This window comes from Paenibacillus aceti, assembly GCF_003614185.1.
GTDB classification, from domain to species: Bacteria; Bacillota; Bacilli; order Paenibacillales; family Paenibacillaceae; genus Fontibacillus; species Fontibacillus aceti.
Genome location: NZ_KZ987724.1, coordinates 328,704 through 342,257, shown reverse-complemented (window position 1 = coordinate 342,257; position 13,554 = coordinate 328,704). Strand labels below are relative to the sequence as shown.

Below are 13,554 nucleotides of genomic sequence, written 5' to 3'. Positions count from 1 at the left end.
TCTATATAGAATTGGCATAGCAATGTGCCCTCTTCACCTGAGACATCTTCCGGAACTTTGCGTTTTAATTCACAAGTCATGCTGCACACAATTCATATGCCCGCCCAGAAGCCTCAAGTAATGTTATTTTACATCTTTAATTGTATTTTGTATATTTGCAAATTTAAATAGTTTGCTTGAGGGTTGCTGCCATACTCCAAGCAATATAGAAATCACTAATAGACTGATACCTTTCCTGCTTATTCTCATTAATTGCTTTGCAAGCAACTTTATAAAGCTTCTCACTTCTCAAAGGATCGATCAAGCTCTCCACCTAATAATCCAAATATAATGGCACCCATATATAATGGCACCCATATTGTAGACATTCGTTCGACTATCAATATCAGCTCCTAATTTGAACTCTTCCGGAGACATGAACCGCGAGGATCCCCAAAGTCTGCCCATATTATTTCGAAATGGCTTTTTTTGATAATAATCTATATCGCAGATCCTTGTTTCATGATTTGTAAAATCATACAGGATACTTTCATCATAAAAATCAACAGCCACATAGTCCTTCTCTTCCACAAATACATGGAATTTAAGAATACTGTTGATGGAATTCAATCTTTGCTAGATCGTTAGATGTTTATACTTATAAAAAGGGGAATTGGGGTCCGTGTATTTTGCTGGAGGAGGATACGACCAGTGCGAATGGAGGCATTCACCATTAAACCATTGAAATACTGCCACATGGCCCTCCTTAACGCTAAAATGGTCTACGATATCTATTAAATTGGGATGTTTCAGTTCGTAGTAAATAGGAATTGCATTTCTTAATCTCGATACCGCTTCGGCAGGATCTCCTTGATAGTCCATGGGCCTAGCACCAGCGTATTTAACAAACTTTTTCTGCCCCTCTTGCTTAACTCCAAAACAAATATTTCCTGAATCCTGTTGATCAAATACTGCAAAAACAGTGCCCAGCTCCTGGAGCCAGCTGATATCGACTCGGTCCTTAAGCTGAAATGTTACTTCATTAATATGATAAGTAAAATAGCTACTATTCATCTATTCCTCCTGTTACCTTTATCGCCATATCCCAATTCATAAATAACCCAAACAGCAAAGCGGAACAAACGCCAAGAACTATCCCGATAATTAAAGTTTTTATTCGAATCACTCCATTATGTAGAGATGTTTTAATGAAACTTCATGAAGTTATCACCCATTCCACTAGTCCATTAAAATTCGATTCAAAGCTTCCCCTTGCTTGATATAATCTTTTTGTAGATATAAGCTTCCCGTTCTCTCAGTAATATCTATAGTGTAAGAAGAAGATGGGCATATTAAATGAATAGATGATATTGTTAATATATATTACACTTATTAATTTTTATATATCGAAAGAGGTCTTAATATATGATTACAGAAGCAAAAAAAAGGCAGTTGAATAATGGTCCTAAAATTCGAAAAGAAAAAGATATTATTTCAAAAATGATTCGTCTATATTGTAAGAAAAAACATCATCATAAAGAGTTATGCGAGGAATGTCAGGACTTAAATCATTATGCGATGAAAAGACTATCGCTCTGCCAATTTGGTGAAGATAAAACAGCTTGTGCAAAGTGCCCTATCCATTGTTACAAACCAGATTACCGTCAAAGAATTAAGGAAGTTATGCGTTTTTCAGGTCCATGGATGCTACTGTATCATCCAATTGAGTCCATTAGGCATATACCGATACCAAGTAAACTAAGAAAGTAAACCCATGGGAGTTTAGCGAACTTAATGTAGTTATTTTCCCGGCCACATTACTACCTCTTAGTTAGATCCCCCCCACTAATGCCCTTATTTGCTGAATAATATCCGCAGTATGAATGGGATCCTTAATGGTGAACAGGTAATTAGCTTCATCCTCGCTAGGTACTTGTATTTCGGTCGAATTTTCTTGCTTCTCCAATACCTCCAAAAAGCTTGAAGCACTTCTAAATATTACGTTACTTCTTTGGGTTTGCTTCACACGTTCTTTCAGTAAATCCATAGATAAATCAAAGTAAACGATAATACTTTCAAATCCTTTATCATGAAAATAGCGGAGTACATTGGTTCTCCCTGTTTTATTTAGATTGGAATTGCTTAAAATGATATGGAAATTACTTTGCTCCGCAGCATAATTAACAATTGCGTTAGTTATAGAGTATTTCAAAGTATTAGGACCCTCTGTAGGGCGTAGTTTTTTATAATGGCAGTTAATAAATTCAGCATGATTATCCTGATCAATTACAATTGCTTGTTGCAATACGGCTTCTAATTCTTTAGCAAAGGTTGTTTTTCCACTATGCGTCTTCCCAACCGTCATAATGACCAAGCGGCTCATATGATTGTTTACCCCCCTGTTCGTCACAGGATTAACCTTCGTTTCATATTCTCGTAATCCCGTTTCCAGTTCATTAAAATGGTTCTTTATCCAGGTTCACATATTTGATTTTCACTCCGTATTCTCGCTTATCTTTTCTATAAAGCTGACGCGTCCTGTGGAGAAGAAATCGAAAGTCGTTTCTAATGGATGCATGGCCGTCTGCTGCTCAGGCTGGGTCGTATGTTATCTAAGCTCCTTCCATGATTATACAACGGACAACCAGGGGGCGATAGTCTCGATGCGTGAATACGGTGTTATCGAGATTCTTATTTATAGAAATAAAAAAGCTCAAGCGGGAACTCCACTTAAGCTTTTTAGACTAGAGCAAAATCCGAGAACGAATATCAAGGAAGTTAAACACAGAGCTCGATAGTATATATGCTGCTATTCAAATAAATGTACGACTAATAATAACCAACAAAATGAATAAAACGAGGATTACACCCGTACTTGTAAACAAGCCACCACCACAGCTACAGCTTCCGATTCCCCCCAGTTCTCCCATCGCGATATTCCTCCCTTCACCTGTTTATTCTAAATTGTATGATTGTAGACGACTTATGGATTGGACTCTCGTCTAGAAAAATCGGCGAATATTTACGGAAATGGATGCGGATAAGGATTAAGCTCCTGCGGAGTCAGCCTGTGATTTGCGTAACCTAGCTTCATCGGTACATCCAGTACCCTATTCAGACCAGTGAGCCGGGTAAGATGATGTCCGAATGTCATGGGTAGCATTCCTGGTATGAGCACCTTCACACAACGCAGCCCGTTGCGGAGCGTCTCACTTGATGATTGGTCAACTACAATGACATCCATCTTAAGACCGAGGAAAGCCCGAAGGATTTGTTTTAAATCCTCTGTTAAATCTTCTTGCCATGTCAGTGAATGGAACTCCTCTGCAAAAGTACGGACAGGGTTTCCCTCGTCTAATAAGAAGTGAAGCCGTTCCTCTGCCTGTGGCAAGCTATAGAGCAAGGAGTGATCTTCCATTTGCTGCACAAGGAACGAGTCATCAAGCATAGCTTCAGCTTCTAGTCTGCGTTCCTTCAATCTCCTTTCAGCCATCGGGATCATGCCCGCCAGCTCATGTATGGCGCTCTTGGCTGCCCGAATCGGATCGAGATGAGCTCCAGCAGCGCAGATGAGGTTCACGCTGCCTTTCGTCCCTACTTTTGCTAATGCCCATATGCTCGGAATCCCATTTTCCATCGTGGTATTGTACAAGTTCACTTCATAACCCGTAACTGCTTTTAAACGTTGGATCATCAGGATCAGCTCCGAATCCCCCGATGAACTATAGTCAAGCCGTGGAACCTGTAGTCTTGCATACCAGGTCAACAGAAAGGAGTCCCGCTCAACCACCTCGAAAATCCCGTACAAGATGGCTTCCTCTAAGCTTCCTCCCAGTGCGCACCCGTTAGAGGTTTCATATACAAAGCCCTCTCCTTCGCCCAGACTGTAATAAGCCAACAGTTTGGGAACCAGAATCGGACGTGCCTGTAGGAACGAATATCCCCAGACCCATTCCATTAGAGAATCAGGATCATACGGGGTGAAGGGAAAGTCAGGTTGCTCGTATTGCTCCTCTGCATGAAGCCCTACCATAGACGGGTCCAGCGCAGTACCCTTAAATTGGGAATAACTGCCCTGCACGATCGTTTGTTTACCATGTGGAGCCACACCGCAATAACGCTCCAGCCCTTCTAATATCCCCGCGAGCTCGCTATCTACATATGAGTGAGAATGCCCCCCTGTGATCTCATCGTAGAAACCCAAAGGAAGATTTATAGCGGCACTGGCAAAGGTAGTGTCAAGCCCCCACTTCTTATCATTAAAGATTCCGGTACGACTGTCCCAATAATCTCTGAGCAGAACCTCCTTCAAATCACTCACCCCGCGGCAGCGATAGCTGTTGCTCCGTTTTAGACACTTCTGTAGTGATATCTCCGCTAATTTCGGTGAATCATCCGGCAATTGCCCACAAACCGAGCAAGTCCCAAGCGGCATGACATAATGGATTGTGCTGTTCAAATTACTCAAGTTGATCAAATAGAGATGCTCTTCCGTACTCGCTCTGTCGCCCCGCAGCACCTTATCCGTTTCCGCTGAGATAATATGCGCCATATAACCAGCCCCTGTCGGAGATATTTCAGCAGTATGATGGGGTACAGAATCATCAGACACGAGCCTCATAAGCAAATCCTTGACTTCTTTGCGATTGCTCCCTGCCAAAGAAACCCTAGCTTCTGCACATTGGAAGCATCCAGTCGTTCCCGGAACGACCAGTGGCCCTATGATTCCTTCTCCCAAGGAGACATAGGCACACAACCAGGGAATATCACGTGGTCGTAGCATCTGTTCAGCTTCAAGATAATAGGAGGAGTTATCCTCATCCTGCAGCACCAATACCAAGTCTACAGCGGGTATATCTTCACTGAAGTCCTTTCTTCGAACAAGTGAGAACCCTGACAGGCGCTTATACACGGCATCCGCAAGCATCCCCTCCCCAATAATAGCAACAGTATTCAAGGGGATTCCTCCTCTCCGAGAACTACTCCGTATGCTACAAACGGCCCTTTACCCCACAAAGATTCACCGTTCAGTTCAAACACCTCAAGATGCTTATCGCATTGCTTCATAGTCTCAATGGCTGTTGACATCAAAGAACTATATCTTAGAGGATCGCTATCAGAAATTGTAATGTTTTGCACTTCATGATCCTTCTGAAGAACAGGTGAAACCGTAGTGCGCCCGGACTTACTCAACGCCTTCTGTAGGGATTGGCGAAGTGCAAGCGTGAAACTAAGGTCTGCACTGCCATACCACGAGGAATCCGAATAGACCCACACTGTTGGAAAACCAAGCAACGGCTCACCTATTGCAATAAGAGGTTCCCCCTCTAGGGTAGATAACGCTTGTAAATAATAATGGCAACGGACATCTTCAATTTGTGGACATGCTGTACTTTGAACAACAGTCGGCTCTTCAGATAAAATCCGCTTGCCTAACTCTTTAGTTAAATAAGTCCTAACTCCCCGCCCAACGGCTTCAGTTATATCTCGGCCTACTCCGATGCTGACTCCTTCTCGCTGATGTGGAGGCAAGCCAGCAAACAGCAGTGGGATTATGCGGACCAAATAGGCTTCTAGCCCTGCCAGTCCCGACTCTAGCCGAGCCTCTACATGCGTTAATCCACTACGGACAATGGTTGGCAAAAGATGTGCAGGTTCTTTTGACAAAGGATCTGTAGGCTGAACCAGACACTGTGCCAACGGAAGCTGGATTAAGTCCGCCTCTTCCCATGTATGAAAAATGCCTGTTACCGTCGAAGTCAGTTGGTTGAAGGCAGTAAACCATACCTCCGGACTTACCTGTTCATGATCTATGCTTAAGTTAAGCTCCATATGTTTCATCGGACGGGCTGCGTCATACCCGGATACTAAAGGATGAGGCAGAAAAGAATGCCAGCTTCCGGTTAACGTGATAGGGTCAAGTAAAAAGCATTGATTTCTATGGTCCAATTCATGCTCACCCATAATCGCTTTATGCCATTCATGGACAATAAGATTCGATAGTATTCCTGCGCCCGCTGTGGGGAGGACCTCCGGTGTTCGTGTCTCGGGAAAGACGGACGAATGAATTCGCAGCCATGCCGACTCCCAGTGTCCATCTCCGTCAGGATGTAGCAGCGGGCCTGCCATTCCCATTCCTCTTATCGCGATGGCAGGAAGCATCTGTTTCCTTTCTGCTATACAAGCATGCTGAACACTCCGAAGCTCCTCCAATTCGCCATGCTCCGAAACATATAAAATAAATTGAAAAGGCCGAACAATCGACCTCCAATTCAGCTTCTCATCTCCTGCCGTAGCAATAATTTTCAACGCAGTCTCGGTCTTACTGCTTAGATTTGGATTGCGGAGTTTTTTGAGTTTTCCCATGTCTGTTAATCCCTTGTTAGTGACATAAACCGCAAGATTAGACAATCCGGATTCATTCCATGATTCAACAAGAGAGAGCAGGATTCGGCCGGAACCAATCGCAAGCACACCTTCCTCCTGAAGAGACATCCTTGCACAACTCCTTCCCAACATTGCGAGCTTAAATGAACTATTCAAGCTGATTCTCACGAACGACGAAATTCAGTTTAATGATATGTGGTCTCCTGTTTTTCTATGACCATTTCCATCGTTGGACAATGAGATGCTAATACCGGGTATACTCTCGTATCTTTTTCCATGCGTTCCTCATGAGGTCAGATCTACAGCAGTCTACATAGTTTTGGTGATATTTCAAACACGTCTTCTTACCGTATTGGAATCGTATCGCCGTCTCGGGGACATAATTCTTATCGCAGGTATTCTAGGGACGACATCGTCGATTTGATGCATATTCAAATCATGCAGTATGCGGACTTTTCTCTTACGTATGTCTGGCATATTATCACCGCTGAGAATCTGGTTTTCGGCATAGTATTGATTATCCTGTCATTCCAAAGTGAGAAATCTAAGATCCGGTTTGCAGCGTGGATGATCGTGTCACTTCTGCTCATTCGTCTGATGGTCATTCTCAGTGTAACTGCATTTTATGATGTTTCGGCACTTACGAATACGTTAATCGATTCGATTGCCATCTTAATCTATGCCGCTTTCATTATACTGGGCACAAGAATAAAGAAAACAAGAGTAAGGAGGAGAGTACGGCGGGGCTAAACTGACACTTACAATTCCCTTAAGAGATTACTTGCTTCATCTACGAAATTGTCTTTTAATAATTCTCTATAAATCATTTCCTTCAACTTAAATTCATCATTTAGAACATAATTAAGTTGTAAATCCCGGATTAAGGCAAGTTTACTTTCAATACTACAGCTACTCAAAAATTCACTAATTTCATTCAAATTATATCTCCCATCCCTGGTTATCTTGTAAGATGTATGGTTGCACGAATTTGTTGAGTAACTCACCACTCCTATTCCATCTTGAGTAGTCAGCACCACCTCGTCATACCTATTTTGTTGAACGGTTAATAAGTATTGATATACATTTGTGATTGGCTCTATTCTGTATTTATTTCTAACAATATTAAAATAAGGTTCTAGTTTTAAGGATCTTTCATGCAAATCCTTTTCATGATCCTTTAAGGAATCATTAAATTGATCTTCACTAGAGCAGTATTTAAAGTAGTCCATAAAGCTCGGATCACCTACAGCAATCCATAGACCTAAGAACTCTCTAATATTACGAGACAAAAGAGATATCGGTTTATCAAAGTCCATAGGAGAAACACAAACAATATACGCATTATCTAAAGATTCACACTTACTATAATCAGTAAGGAATCCAAAATGAATACCATCACCACCCGTCGATCCAAAAGGAATGACATCTAAAGGTGTATCAAAATATCGGTAATCTTCAAAATTAATATTAGCGCCCAACAGTCTATCATATTTGTACTTTGCTGAGTATTCTTTATCTAGTTCCGCAATAAATAATAATTCTTCCGGAACAGAGTACTTGTTTAATCTTTTATTCAGCTTCACCAAATATCCCCCCGTTATTTATTCATAAATTTCTGTCTAACTATCTATTTCTTCTATTTCCATAAAAATTCTTGAGTAAATTTTTTTTGTATTTTCGTCAGTTTTTTCATCATTATATAAACCTATTCCCCAGCTTTTTAACGAATCATCTTCATTGGATTTATAGACGCCGACAGCATAGCTATTACCTGGAGACCAGTCCCAAATCTCTTCATATTCAATATTTTTTTCGGTAAAGGGCACATGACTTGTAGTTATATCACTATATCCCTTCCCCTATTCACGTGAATATAATGTTATGTAATAACCTCGCTTCTTCGACTACCTAATCAATTCCTTTAACTGCATCTACTATGAGTGACACAAATCCCAATTCACCATTCTTGTTTCTATGATCAAATCGATAAGATCTATAGATAAATCCTTCTTCAGGATCCCATTCATTAAAATGAAATTTTCCGCCTTCATCACAATATTCTAGTAATTTCACTTTAAATCCGGCTTCTTCGAACATTCTTGAAAGGGTTCTATAGTTATGAACGATTTTATGACTTGCTGCAGGATGATCTTTAGGTCCAGGGCCGCCGATTTTAACTATATTCTGATACCATTCATTTTGAAAAAAAGCATCTGGAACCGCACACCGAATATATCCTTGTGGTTCCAAGAATGCGAAACAATTTCTAGCTGCTTCAATGCCTTCTTCATAAGTCAAATGTTCCCATACATGTTCAGCAAGAATCGTCCTAATTTTCTTTGCTTTAAAGCTACTTTCCCAATCCGATCGAGATAATAAATTCAATTCGTCTTCTTGGGTTTGTATCCATCCAGGATAGCATTGTGAAGAAGCTCCGACTATTATTCTAATTGGTTCTGCTAGTTCTTCTGCATTGAATTTGATCATTATATCAATCCTTTGCTGCATCGATTAAGTTACAATTCAAGGTGCCGTTTCCTTCCAGAAATCCATCGACATCATAAAAAATCAGACTTCTCATGAATAGCCGTAATTCCATTCCATCTCAAGAGGTTTTTATTGATCATCTGCTTAATCTCCATAATTAACCTCTTTTTATCTAAAAATTAATTACAAATCATTTTATCCTCCTATAGATCCCTCTTAAACCAATAATTATGAAATATATGACTATTACATCAATTAAATAATATAGTAGATTAATACTTACACCGCGAATAAACCAATGATCTTGGTGATAGTGTATTAAAAATGGAAATGGAAAACCATATCTTATACCTTTTGTATCTTCAGTAAATAAATTTCCTGGAAACATAAGTATTGTTAATAGCGATATCCAGAGAGAGTAATTCAAAATTCTTTTATTTATTTTCATTGACTACCTCCTATAATTAATAGTCTACAGATACTTCTTACACTTTCTATCCTCAAAACCACACTTATTTTAGATAACATAACGTTGTTGTATCTACGAACCCGAGAAGCTTAAAGCAGCACATGCATATTACCATGATTATACCTCTATTTCATAATTATGTAATCCTATTCCTTACAATAAGCAGGACTATCCTTTCTTGCATCCCACGGCCACCAGGTACTGCAGCGGAACGCAATCGTTGGACTTCCTCCCAACTTTCTAACCACAAATCCCAACTAAAAAGGACACTCCCTAAGGAATGCCCCTTCAATCCGAATCCGCCCTGCTAGAACACTGTCCTCTTTCCCTGCTCATCCTTCAAGATCTCGACCGCCTCGCGGAAGCGCAGCGAATGGATGATCTCGCGCTCACGCAGGAACTTCAGGCTGTCCTGCAGATCCACGTCATCGGTCATATCAATCAGCCATTGATATGTAGCCCGGGCCTTCTCCTCAGCGGCGATATCTTCATACAGGTCAGCGATGGGATCGCCTTTGGCCTGGATATAGGCCGCCGTGAACGGCACCCCCGAGGCATTCTCATAGAAGAGTGCGCTATCATGGGCAACATAATGGGGGGCCAATCCGTTAGCTCTAAGCTCCTCTACAGTAGCATCCTTCGTGAGCTTGAACACCATGGTGGCGATCATCTCTAGATGCGCAAATTCCTCGGTGGAGATGTCAGTAAGTAGCCCTATCACTTTATCCGGAATCGTGTATCTCTGGTTCATATAACGCAGTGCAGCAGCAAGCTCCCCATCAGCACCGCCGTACTGCTCCAGCAACAGCTTCGCCATTCCGATATCGCATTTACCTACACGAACGGGGTATTGCAGCTTCTTCTCGTATACCCACATTTTCTATGCTTTACCTCCTTTAGCTCACCTTAAGTACATGTTCAAAAGAACCATTTCCAGCACCAAGCTTAAGCTTCAGAGAATCAAGGCAGGCCTAGACCTGCCATGGCCATGGGACATTAACCCATTCCCACGGATACCTGGAGAAAGAATGCCCGAAATTCTGCAAGGGACCGTACAACTTCTGAAAATGATCGGCCAGGTTCCGTCTCTCCAATGCCAATTGATTAAATTGCTTGATCGCATTCAAATCCTCCGGATGAGTATCCAGATACAGATTCAACTCGACGAGCGTGAAATCAAGCGCCTGAAGCTTCTCCAACAGATCATAGAATTCCTGATCACAATGCGGCTTCATTACCTCATTCATTCGTCTGCCTTCCTTTCCCCCAGCGGGACTCATAGGGGCTGTATAATGCTGGCCATAATGTTCCATGTCTCAAGGCTTCCTGCGGACTGAACTGCGGCAGATTTGGTGGCTGAAAGCGCATATATAACTGAGGTGGGGTGCTGAAGGTTTTGGTCAGTATAGGCGGACACGGATCAAAAGGGCCAATGAAGGGGGTATACGTCTTTTCCTGTGTGAAATTCAAGTCTATTCCTCCTTTGCACGCGGATTTACTAAGTTGCTGCGGCCTGGGACAATAATTCATCCCGATATATCCTCATTCTCTAACATATGACACTCGCCCAAATTCTGAACCATAAAGCGTGAATAAACAGCAAAAAACCGCCAGCATCACACCGTACACGAAGTACAGCATGACCTGACGGCTCTTACCTTCTACAGCAGCGAATGCTCTATATTTATTTAATCATCATCGTCACATGGATCATCCGACGTTTCCGGCTCCTGTAATTTAATGATCTTGACCCGGGTAATCCGCAGCCGACTCGCTTCCGCTACCTCGAAAATAATATTATCCTCCTGCTTCTTCTTCCCTTTGGCCGGGATTCCTTCCAACTCCTTGAACAACCAGCCGCCGATGGAATCGACCTCATCGTCTTCGAGATCGCTGCCGATCAGATCATTGACTTCCTCAATCAGCAGACGACCATCGACGGAATATACGCCCTCATTCAGCTTCTCAATTTCCGGACGCTCGTCCTCGAACTCATCATGAAGATCACCGACGATCTCTTCCAGAATTTCCTCCACCGTCAATAGACCAGCGGTCCCGCCATATTCGTCCACGACAATAGCAAGCTGGGAATGGCGCTTCTGCATTAGCCGCAGAACATGGCTAACCTCCATCGATTCCGGCACATTCAAGATCGGCCGCACCATATCGGGCAGCTCCGTTGGCCCGTCCGGTTCAGGTAACAATAGATCCGTAATGTGTACGAATCCGATAATCTGGTCTTTATCCTCGACCGCAACCGGATAGCGTGAATGCTTCGTCTCATTGATAATCTTCATGTTCTCTTCCCAGGACAAATTGGTGTACAAGCAATCCATATCCGTCCGTGGCAGCATAACCTCGCGGGCAAGCATATCCGAGAAATCAAAAATATTGTCCATCAGCTTCATTTCATCTTTATCGATCACGCCGCTCTTCGCGCTCTGATTCATCAAGATCCGGATCTCTTCCTCAGAGTGCGCTGCCTCGCTCTCATTGGCCGGCTCGATGCCGATTAAACGCAGCAATCCGTTCGCAGACGCATTAAGCAGCCAAATGACCGGCAGGAACAGCTTGTAGAAGAACAGCAGCGGTGCCGATAGCCATAGAGAGGCCTCTTCCGTCTTCTGGATCGCCAGTGACTTCGGGGCGAGTTCCCCGACCACGATATGCAGGAATGTAATAATCGCAAAGCCTACAGCTACGGAAATCGTGGAAATCAGCGTAGGATCCGTAACTCCGAGCTTATACATAATAGGCATGACGATCAGCTCGGATACAGCCGGCTCACCAACCCAGCCCAAGCCCAGAGAAGCAAGTGTAATCCCGAGTTGCGTAGCGGACAGGTATGCATCCAACTTCCGATTAACACGAAGCGCATAGGAAGCCCTTCGATTTCCCTCGCTGGCAAGCTGGGTCAGCCGCGATTGGCGCACCTTAACGAGCGAGAACTCTGCAGCCACGAAGAACCCGTTAAAGAACACCAGGACTAATACAATGAGTAAATTTAGAATAATCTTGCCAACTTCAAAATCGGTGTGCAAGATGAACGCCTCTTTTCTGTGTAGTAACGTAGAATGTCATATGTTTATATTATAACTCATTCGCCTTGCGTAGTTTGAAATCAATATCCTTGTAATACATATCGGCAACCAGCAGATTAGGTCCACAGCAATTCGCGGCTGGACAATAGCAATTAACCTTCTGATTCAGCGGATGCTCGGTCAGCCATTTCTCAAAAATATGATCCAGACGCGCGTCACCAATATTACCGAAGGCCGGGATGGCTGCAAAGTCAGTTACGAACACATCCCCGGTGAACATGTTCACATTCACCCGATTGCGTCCATCCGGATCATTCCGTACCGTCACATTCGGTTCCTGACGCAGACGGCGCAGCAGCGCTGCATCCTCTCCATTTGGATTACATGCAAAGAAAGGAAGAGTTCCGAACAGCATCCACAGCTCAGGATCACGGACATCCAGCAAGGAATGAATCGACTCGCGGATTTGATCCAGTGACAGCATCGGCAGTCCCTCCGCAAAATCAGCCGCATACATCGGATGAACCTCATGCCGTTTACAGCCCATTTCCCGAATCAGGCGGTGAATCTCTGGCAGCTTCTCATGAGTCCGGTAATTGATCATGGATTCCGCAGAGATGAACATACCTGCATCACTCAAGCGCCGGGTATTCTCCACCATCTTGTCATACATGCGATAGGCGACCTCAGCCTTCACAGGATGTCCACTGCGCGCGAAGCCTACCTCATGGAAATCGCGCTCGCTCGTGTAATTGAAGGAAATATGCATAACATCAAGATAAGGCAGCAATTTCTCATAGCGCTCATAATCCAACGTTAAGTTCGAGTTAATCTGGGAACGAATTCCCCGGGATTTGGCATATTTCAGTAATGGAACGATCAGTTCGTCAACAGTCTGCTTTCTGAACGTAGGCTCACCGCCCGTGATGCTGATCGTCTGCAAATGCTCGACCTCGTCCAACGCCCTAAGCATCGTCACCAGCGGAATATGCTCCGGCTCCTTCATAACCAGACTATCACCTACGGCACAATGCTCGCAGCGCATATTGCACAGATTAGTTACCGTCATCTCTACACTAGTCAATACATGGCGCCCATGCTCTCTCAGCGACACAATCGGATCCCATGGATCATAGCTCGGGCTAATCAGCCTTATATCTTCATTGCTCGTACTCATTATTTTCATTTTAT

The 13,554-nt window shown here is 43.1% G+C and carries 13 protein-coding genes and 1 pseudogene; 2 read left to right on the top strand and 12 right to left on the bottom strand.

Features of this window, described 5'->3' with window-relative positions; all coding sequences use genetic code 11:
• Positions 1–163: 163 nt before the first annotated feature.
• Positions 164–1,053: pseudogene (locus BFJ94_RS01485) on the bottom strand (serine/threonine protein kinase).
• Positions 1,054–1,404: 351 nt separating this feature from the next.
• Here BFJ94_RS01485 and BFJ94_RS01480 point away from each other — a divergent pair.
• A complete protein-coding gene (locus BFJ94_RS01480) occupies positions 1,405–1,749 on the top strand; it encodes a nitrous oxide-stimulated promoter family protein (protein ID WP_120460532.1) in 345 nt (114 codons plus the stop codon).
• A gap of 61 nt (positions 1,750–1,810) precedes the next feature.
• Here BFJ94_RS01480 and BFJ94_RS01475 read toward each other — a convergent pair whose 3' ends face one another.
• The 4 genes from BFJ94_RS01475 to BFJ94_RS01465 form a co-directional block, all read right to left on the bottom strand.
• Positions 1,811–2,362, bottom strand: coding sequence for an ATP-binding protein (locus BFJ94_RS01475; RefSeq protein WP_120460530.1), 552 nt, complete (start codon positions 2,360–2,362; stop codon positions 1,811–1,813).
• 430 nt (positions 2,363–2,792) lie between these two features.
• Positions 2,793–2,909, bottom strand: coding sequence for a YjcZ family sporulation protein (locus tag BFJ94_RS25710; RefSeq protein WP_229716789.1), 117 nt, complete (start codon positions 2,907–2,909; stop codon positions 2,793–2,795).
• Between the two features lie 92 nt (positions 2,910–3,001).
• Positions 3,002–4,936 carry a TOMM precursor leader peptide-binding protein gene (locus tag BFJ94_RS01470; protein ID WP_188831359.1) on the bottom strand — a complete coding sequence of 645 codons (1,935 nt, stop codon included), beginning with the start codon at positions 4,934–4,936 and terminating at the stop codon, positions 3,002–3,004.
• A complete protein-coding gene (locus BFJ94_RS01465; RefSeq protein ID WP_120460528.1) occupies positions 4,933–6,474 on the bottom strand; it encodes a hypothetical protein in 1,542 nt (513 codons plus the stop codon). Before BFJ94_RS01465 ends, BFJ94_RS01470 begins: the two co-directional genes overlap by 4 nt.
• Positions 6,475–6,663: 189 nt before the next feature.
• Here BFJ94_RS01465 and BFJ94_RS25705 point away from each other — a divergent pair, with 189 nt between their 5' ends.
• Positions 6,664–7,116 carry a MerR family transcriptional regulator gene (locus BFJ94_RS25705; RefSeq protein ID WP_229716807.1) on the top strand — a complete coding sequence of 151 codons (453 nt, stop codon included), beginning with the start codon at positions 6,664–6,666 and terminating at the stop codon, positions 7,114–7,116.
• Between the two features lie 8 nt (positions 7,117–7,124).
• Here the strand turns inward: BFJ94_RS25705 and BFJ94_RS01455 are convergent, their stop codons facing one another.
• From BFJ94_RS01455 to yfkAB, 7 genes are all read right to left on the bottom strand, one after another.
• Entirely contained in the window at positions 7,125–7,949 is an 825-nt protein-coding gene (locus tag BFJ94_RS01455) for a hypothetical protein (protein WP_120460524.1), read from the bottom strand.
• A gap of 325 nt (positions 7,950–8,274) precedes the next feature.
• Complete coding sequence (locus BFJ94_RS01445; RefSeq protein ID WP_120465040.1) at positions 8,275–8,853, bottom strand: class I SAM-dependent methyltransferase; 579 nt, start codon at positions 8,851–8,853, stop codon at positions 8,275–8,277.
• A gap of 776 nt (positions 8,854–9,629) precedes the next feature.
• Complete coding sequence (locus tag BFJ94_RS01435) at positions 9,630–10,199, bottom strand: manganese catalase family protein (protein WP_120460520.1); 570 nt, start codon at positions 10,197–10,199, stop codon at positions 9,630–9,632.
• Between the two features lie 94 nt (positions 10,200–10,293).
• Positions 10,294–10,569 (bottom strand): spore coat protein CotJB, encoded by a 276-nt coding sequence (locus BFJ94_RS01430; RefSeq protein ID WP_120460518.1) that lies wholly within the window; start codon positions 10,567–10,569, stop codon positions 10,294–10,296.
• Positions 10,562–10,792, bottom strand: a complete 231-nt coding sequence (locus BFJ94_RS01425) for a spore coat associated protein CotJA (protein ID WP_276145660.1) — start codon at positions 10,790–10,792, stop codon at positions 10,562–10,564. Before BFJ94_RS01425 ends, BFJ94_RS01430 begins: the two co-directional genes overlap by 8 nt.
• 218 nt (positions 10,793–11,010) lie before the next feature.
• Entirely contained in the window at positions 11,011–12,363 is a 1,353-nt protein-coding gene (locus tag BFJ94_RS01420) for a hemolysin family protein (RefSeq protein ID WP_120460514.1), read from the bottom strand.
• A gap of 49 nt (positions 12,364–12,412) precedes the next feature.
• Complete coding sequence (gene yfkAB / locus BFJ94_RS01415) at positions 12,413–13,549, bottom strand: radical SAM/CxCxxxxC motif protein YfkAB (RefSeq protein WP_438803670.1); 1,137 nt, start codon at positions 13,547–13,549, stop codon at positions 12,413–12,415.
• Positions 13,550–13,554: the final 5 nt, after the last annotated feature.

What these genes read in the sequence shown, in the direction of transcription:
- BFJ94_RS01480 (WP_120460532.1), top strand. Translation starts at nt 1,405, where the DNA reads ATGATTACAGAAGCAAAAAAAAGGCAGTTGAATAATGGTCCTAAAATT.
- BFJ94_RS01475 (WP_120460530.1), bottom strand. Translation starts at nt 2,362, where the DNA reads ATGAGCCGCTTGGTCATTATGACGGTTGGGAAGACGCATAGTGGAAAA.
- BFJ94_RS25710 (WP_229716789.1), bottom strand. Translation starts at nt 2,909, where the DNA reads ATGGGAGAACTGGGGGGAATCGGAAGCTGTAGCTGTGGTGGTGGCTTG.
- BFJ94_RS01465 (WP_120460528.1), bottom strand. Translation starts at nt 6,474, where the DNA reads ATGTCTCTTCAGGAGGAAGGTGTGCTTGCGATTGGTTCCGGCCGAATC.
- BFJ94_RS01445 (WP_120465040.1), bottom strand. Translation starts at nt 8,853, where the DNA reads ATGATCAAATTCAATGCAGAAGAACTAGCAGAACCAATTAGAATAATA.
- BFJ94_RS01435 (WP_120460520.1), bottom strand. Translation starts at nt 10,199, where the DNA reads ATGTGGGTATACGAGAAGAAGCTGCAATACCCCGTTCGTGTAGGTAAA.
- BFJ94_RS01430 (WP_120460518.1), bottom strand. Translation starts at nt 10,569, where the DNA reads ATGAATGAGGTAATGAAGCCGCATTGTGATCAGGAATTCTATGATCTG.
- yfkAB (WP_438803670.1), bottom strand. Translation starts at nt 13,549, where the DNA reads ATGAAAATAATGAGTACGAGCAATGAAGATATAAGGCTGATTAGCCCG.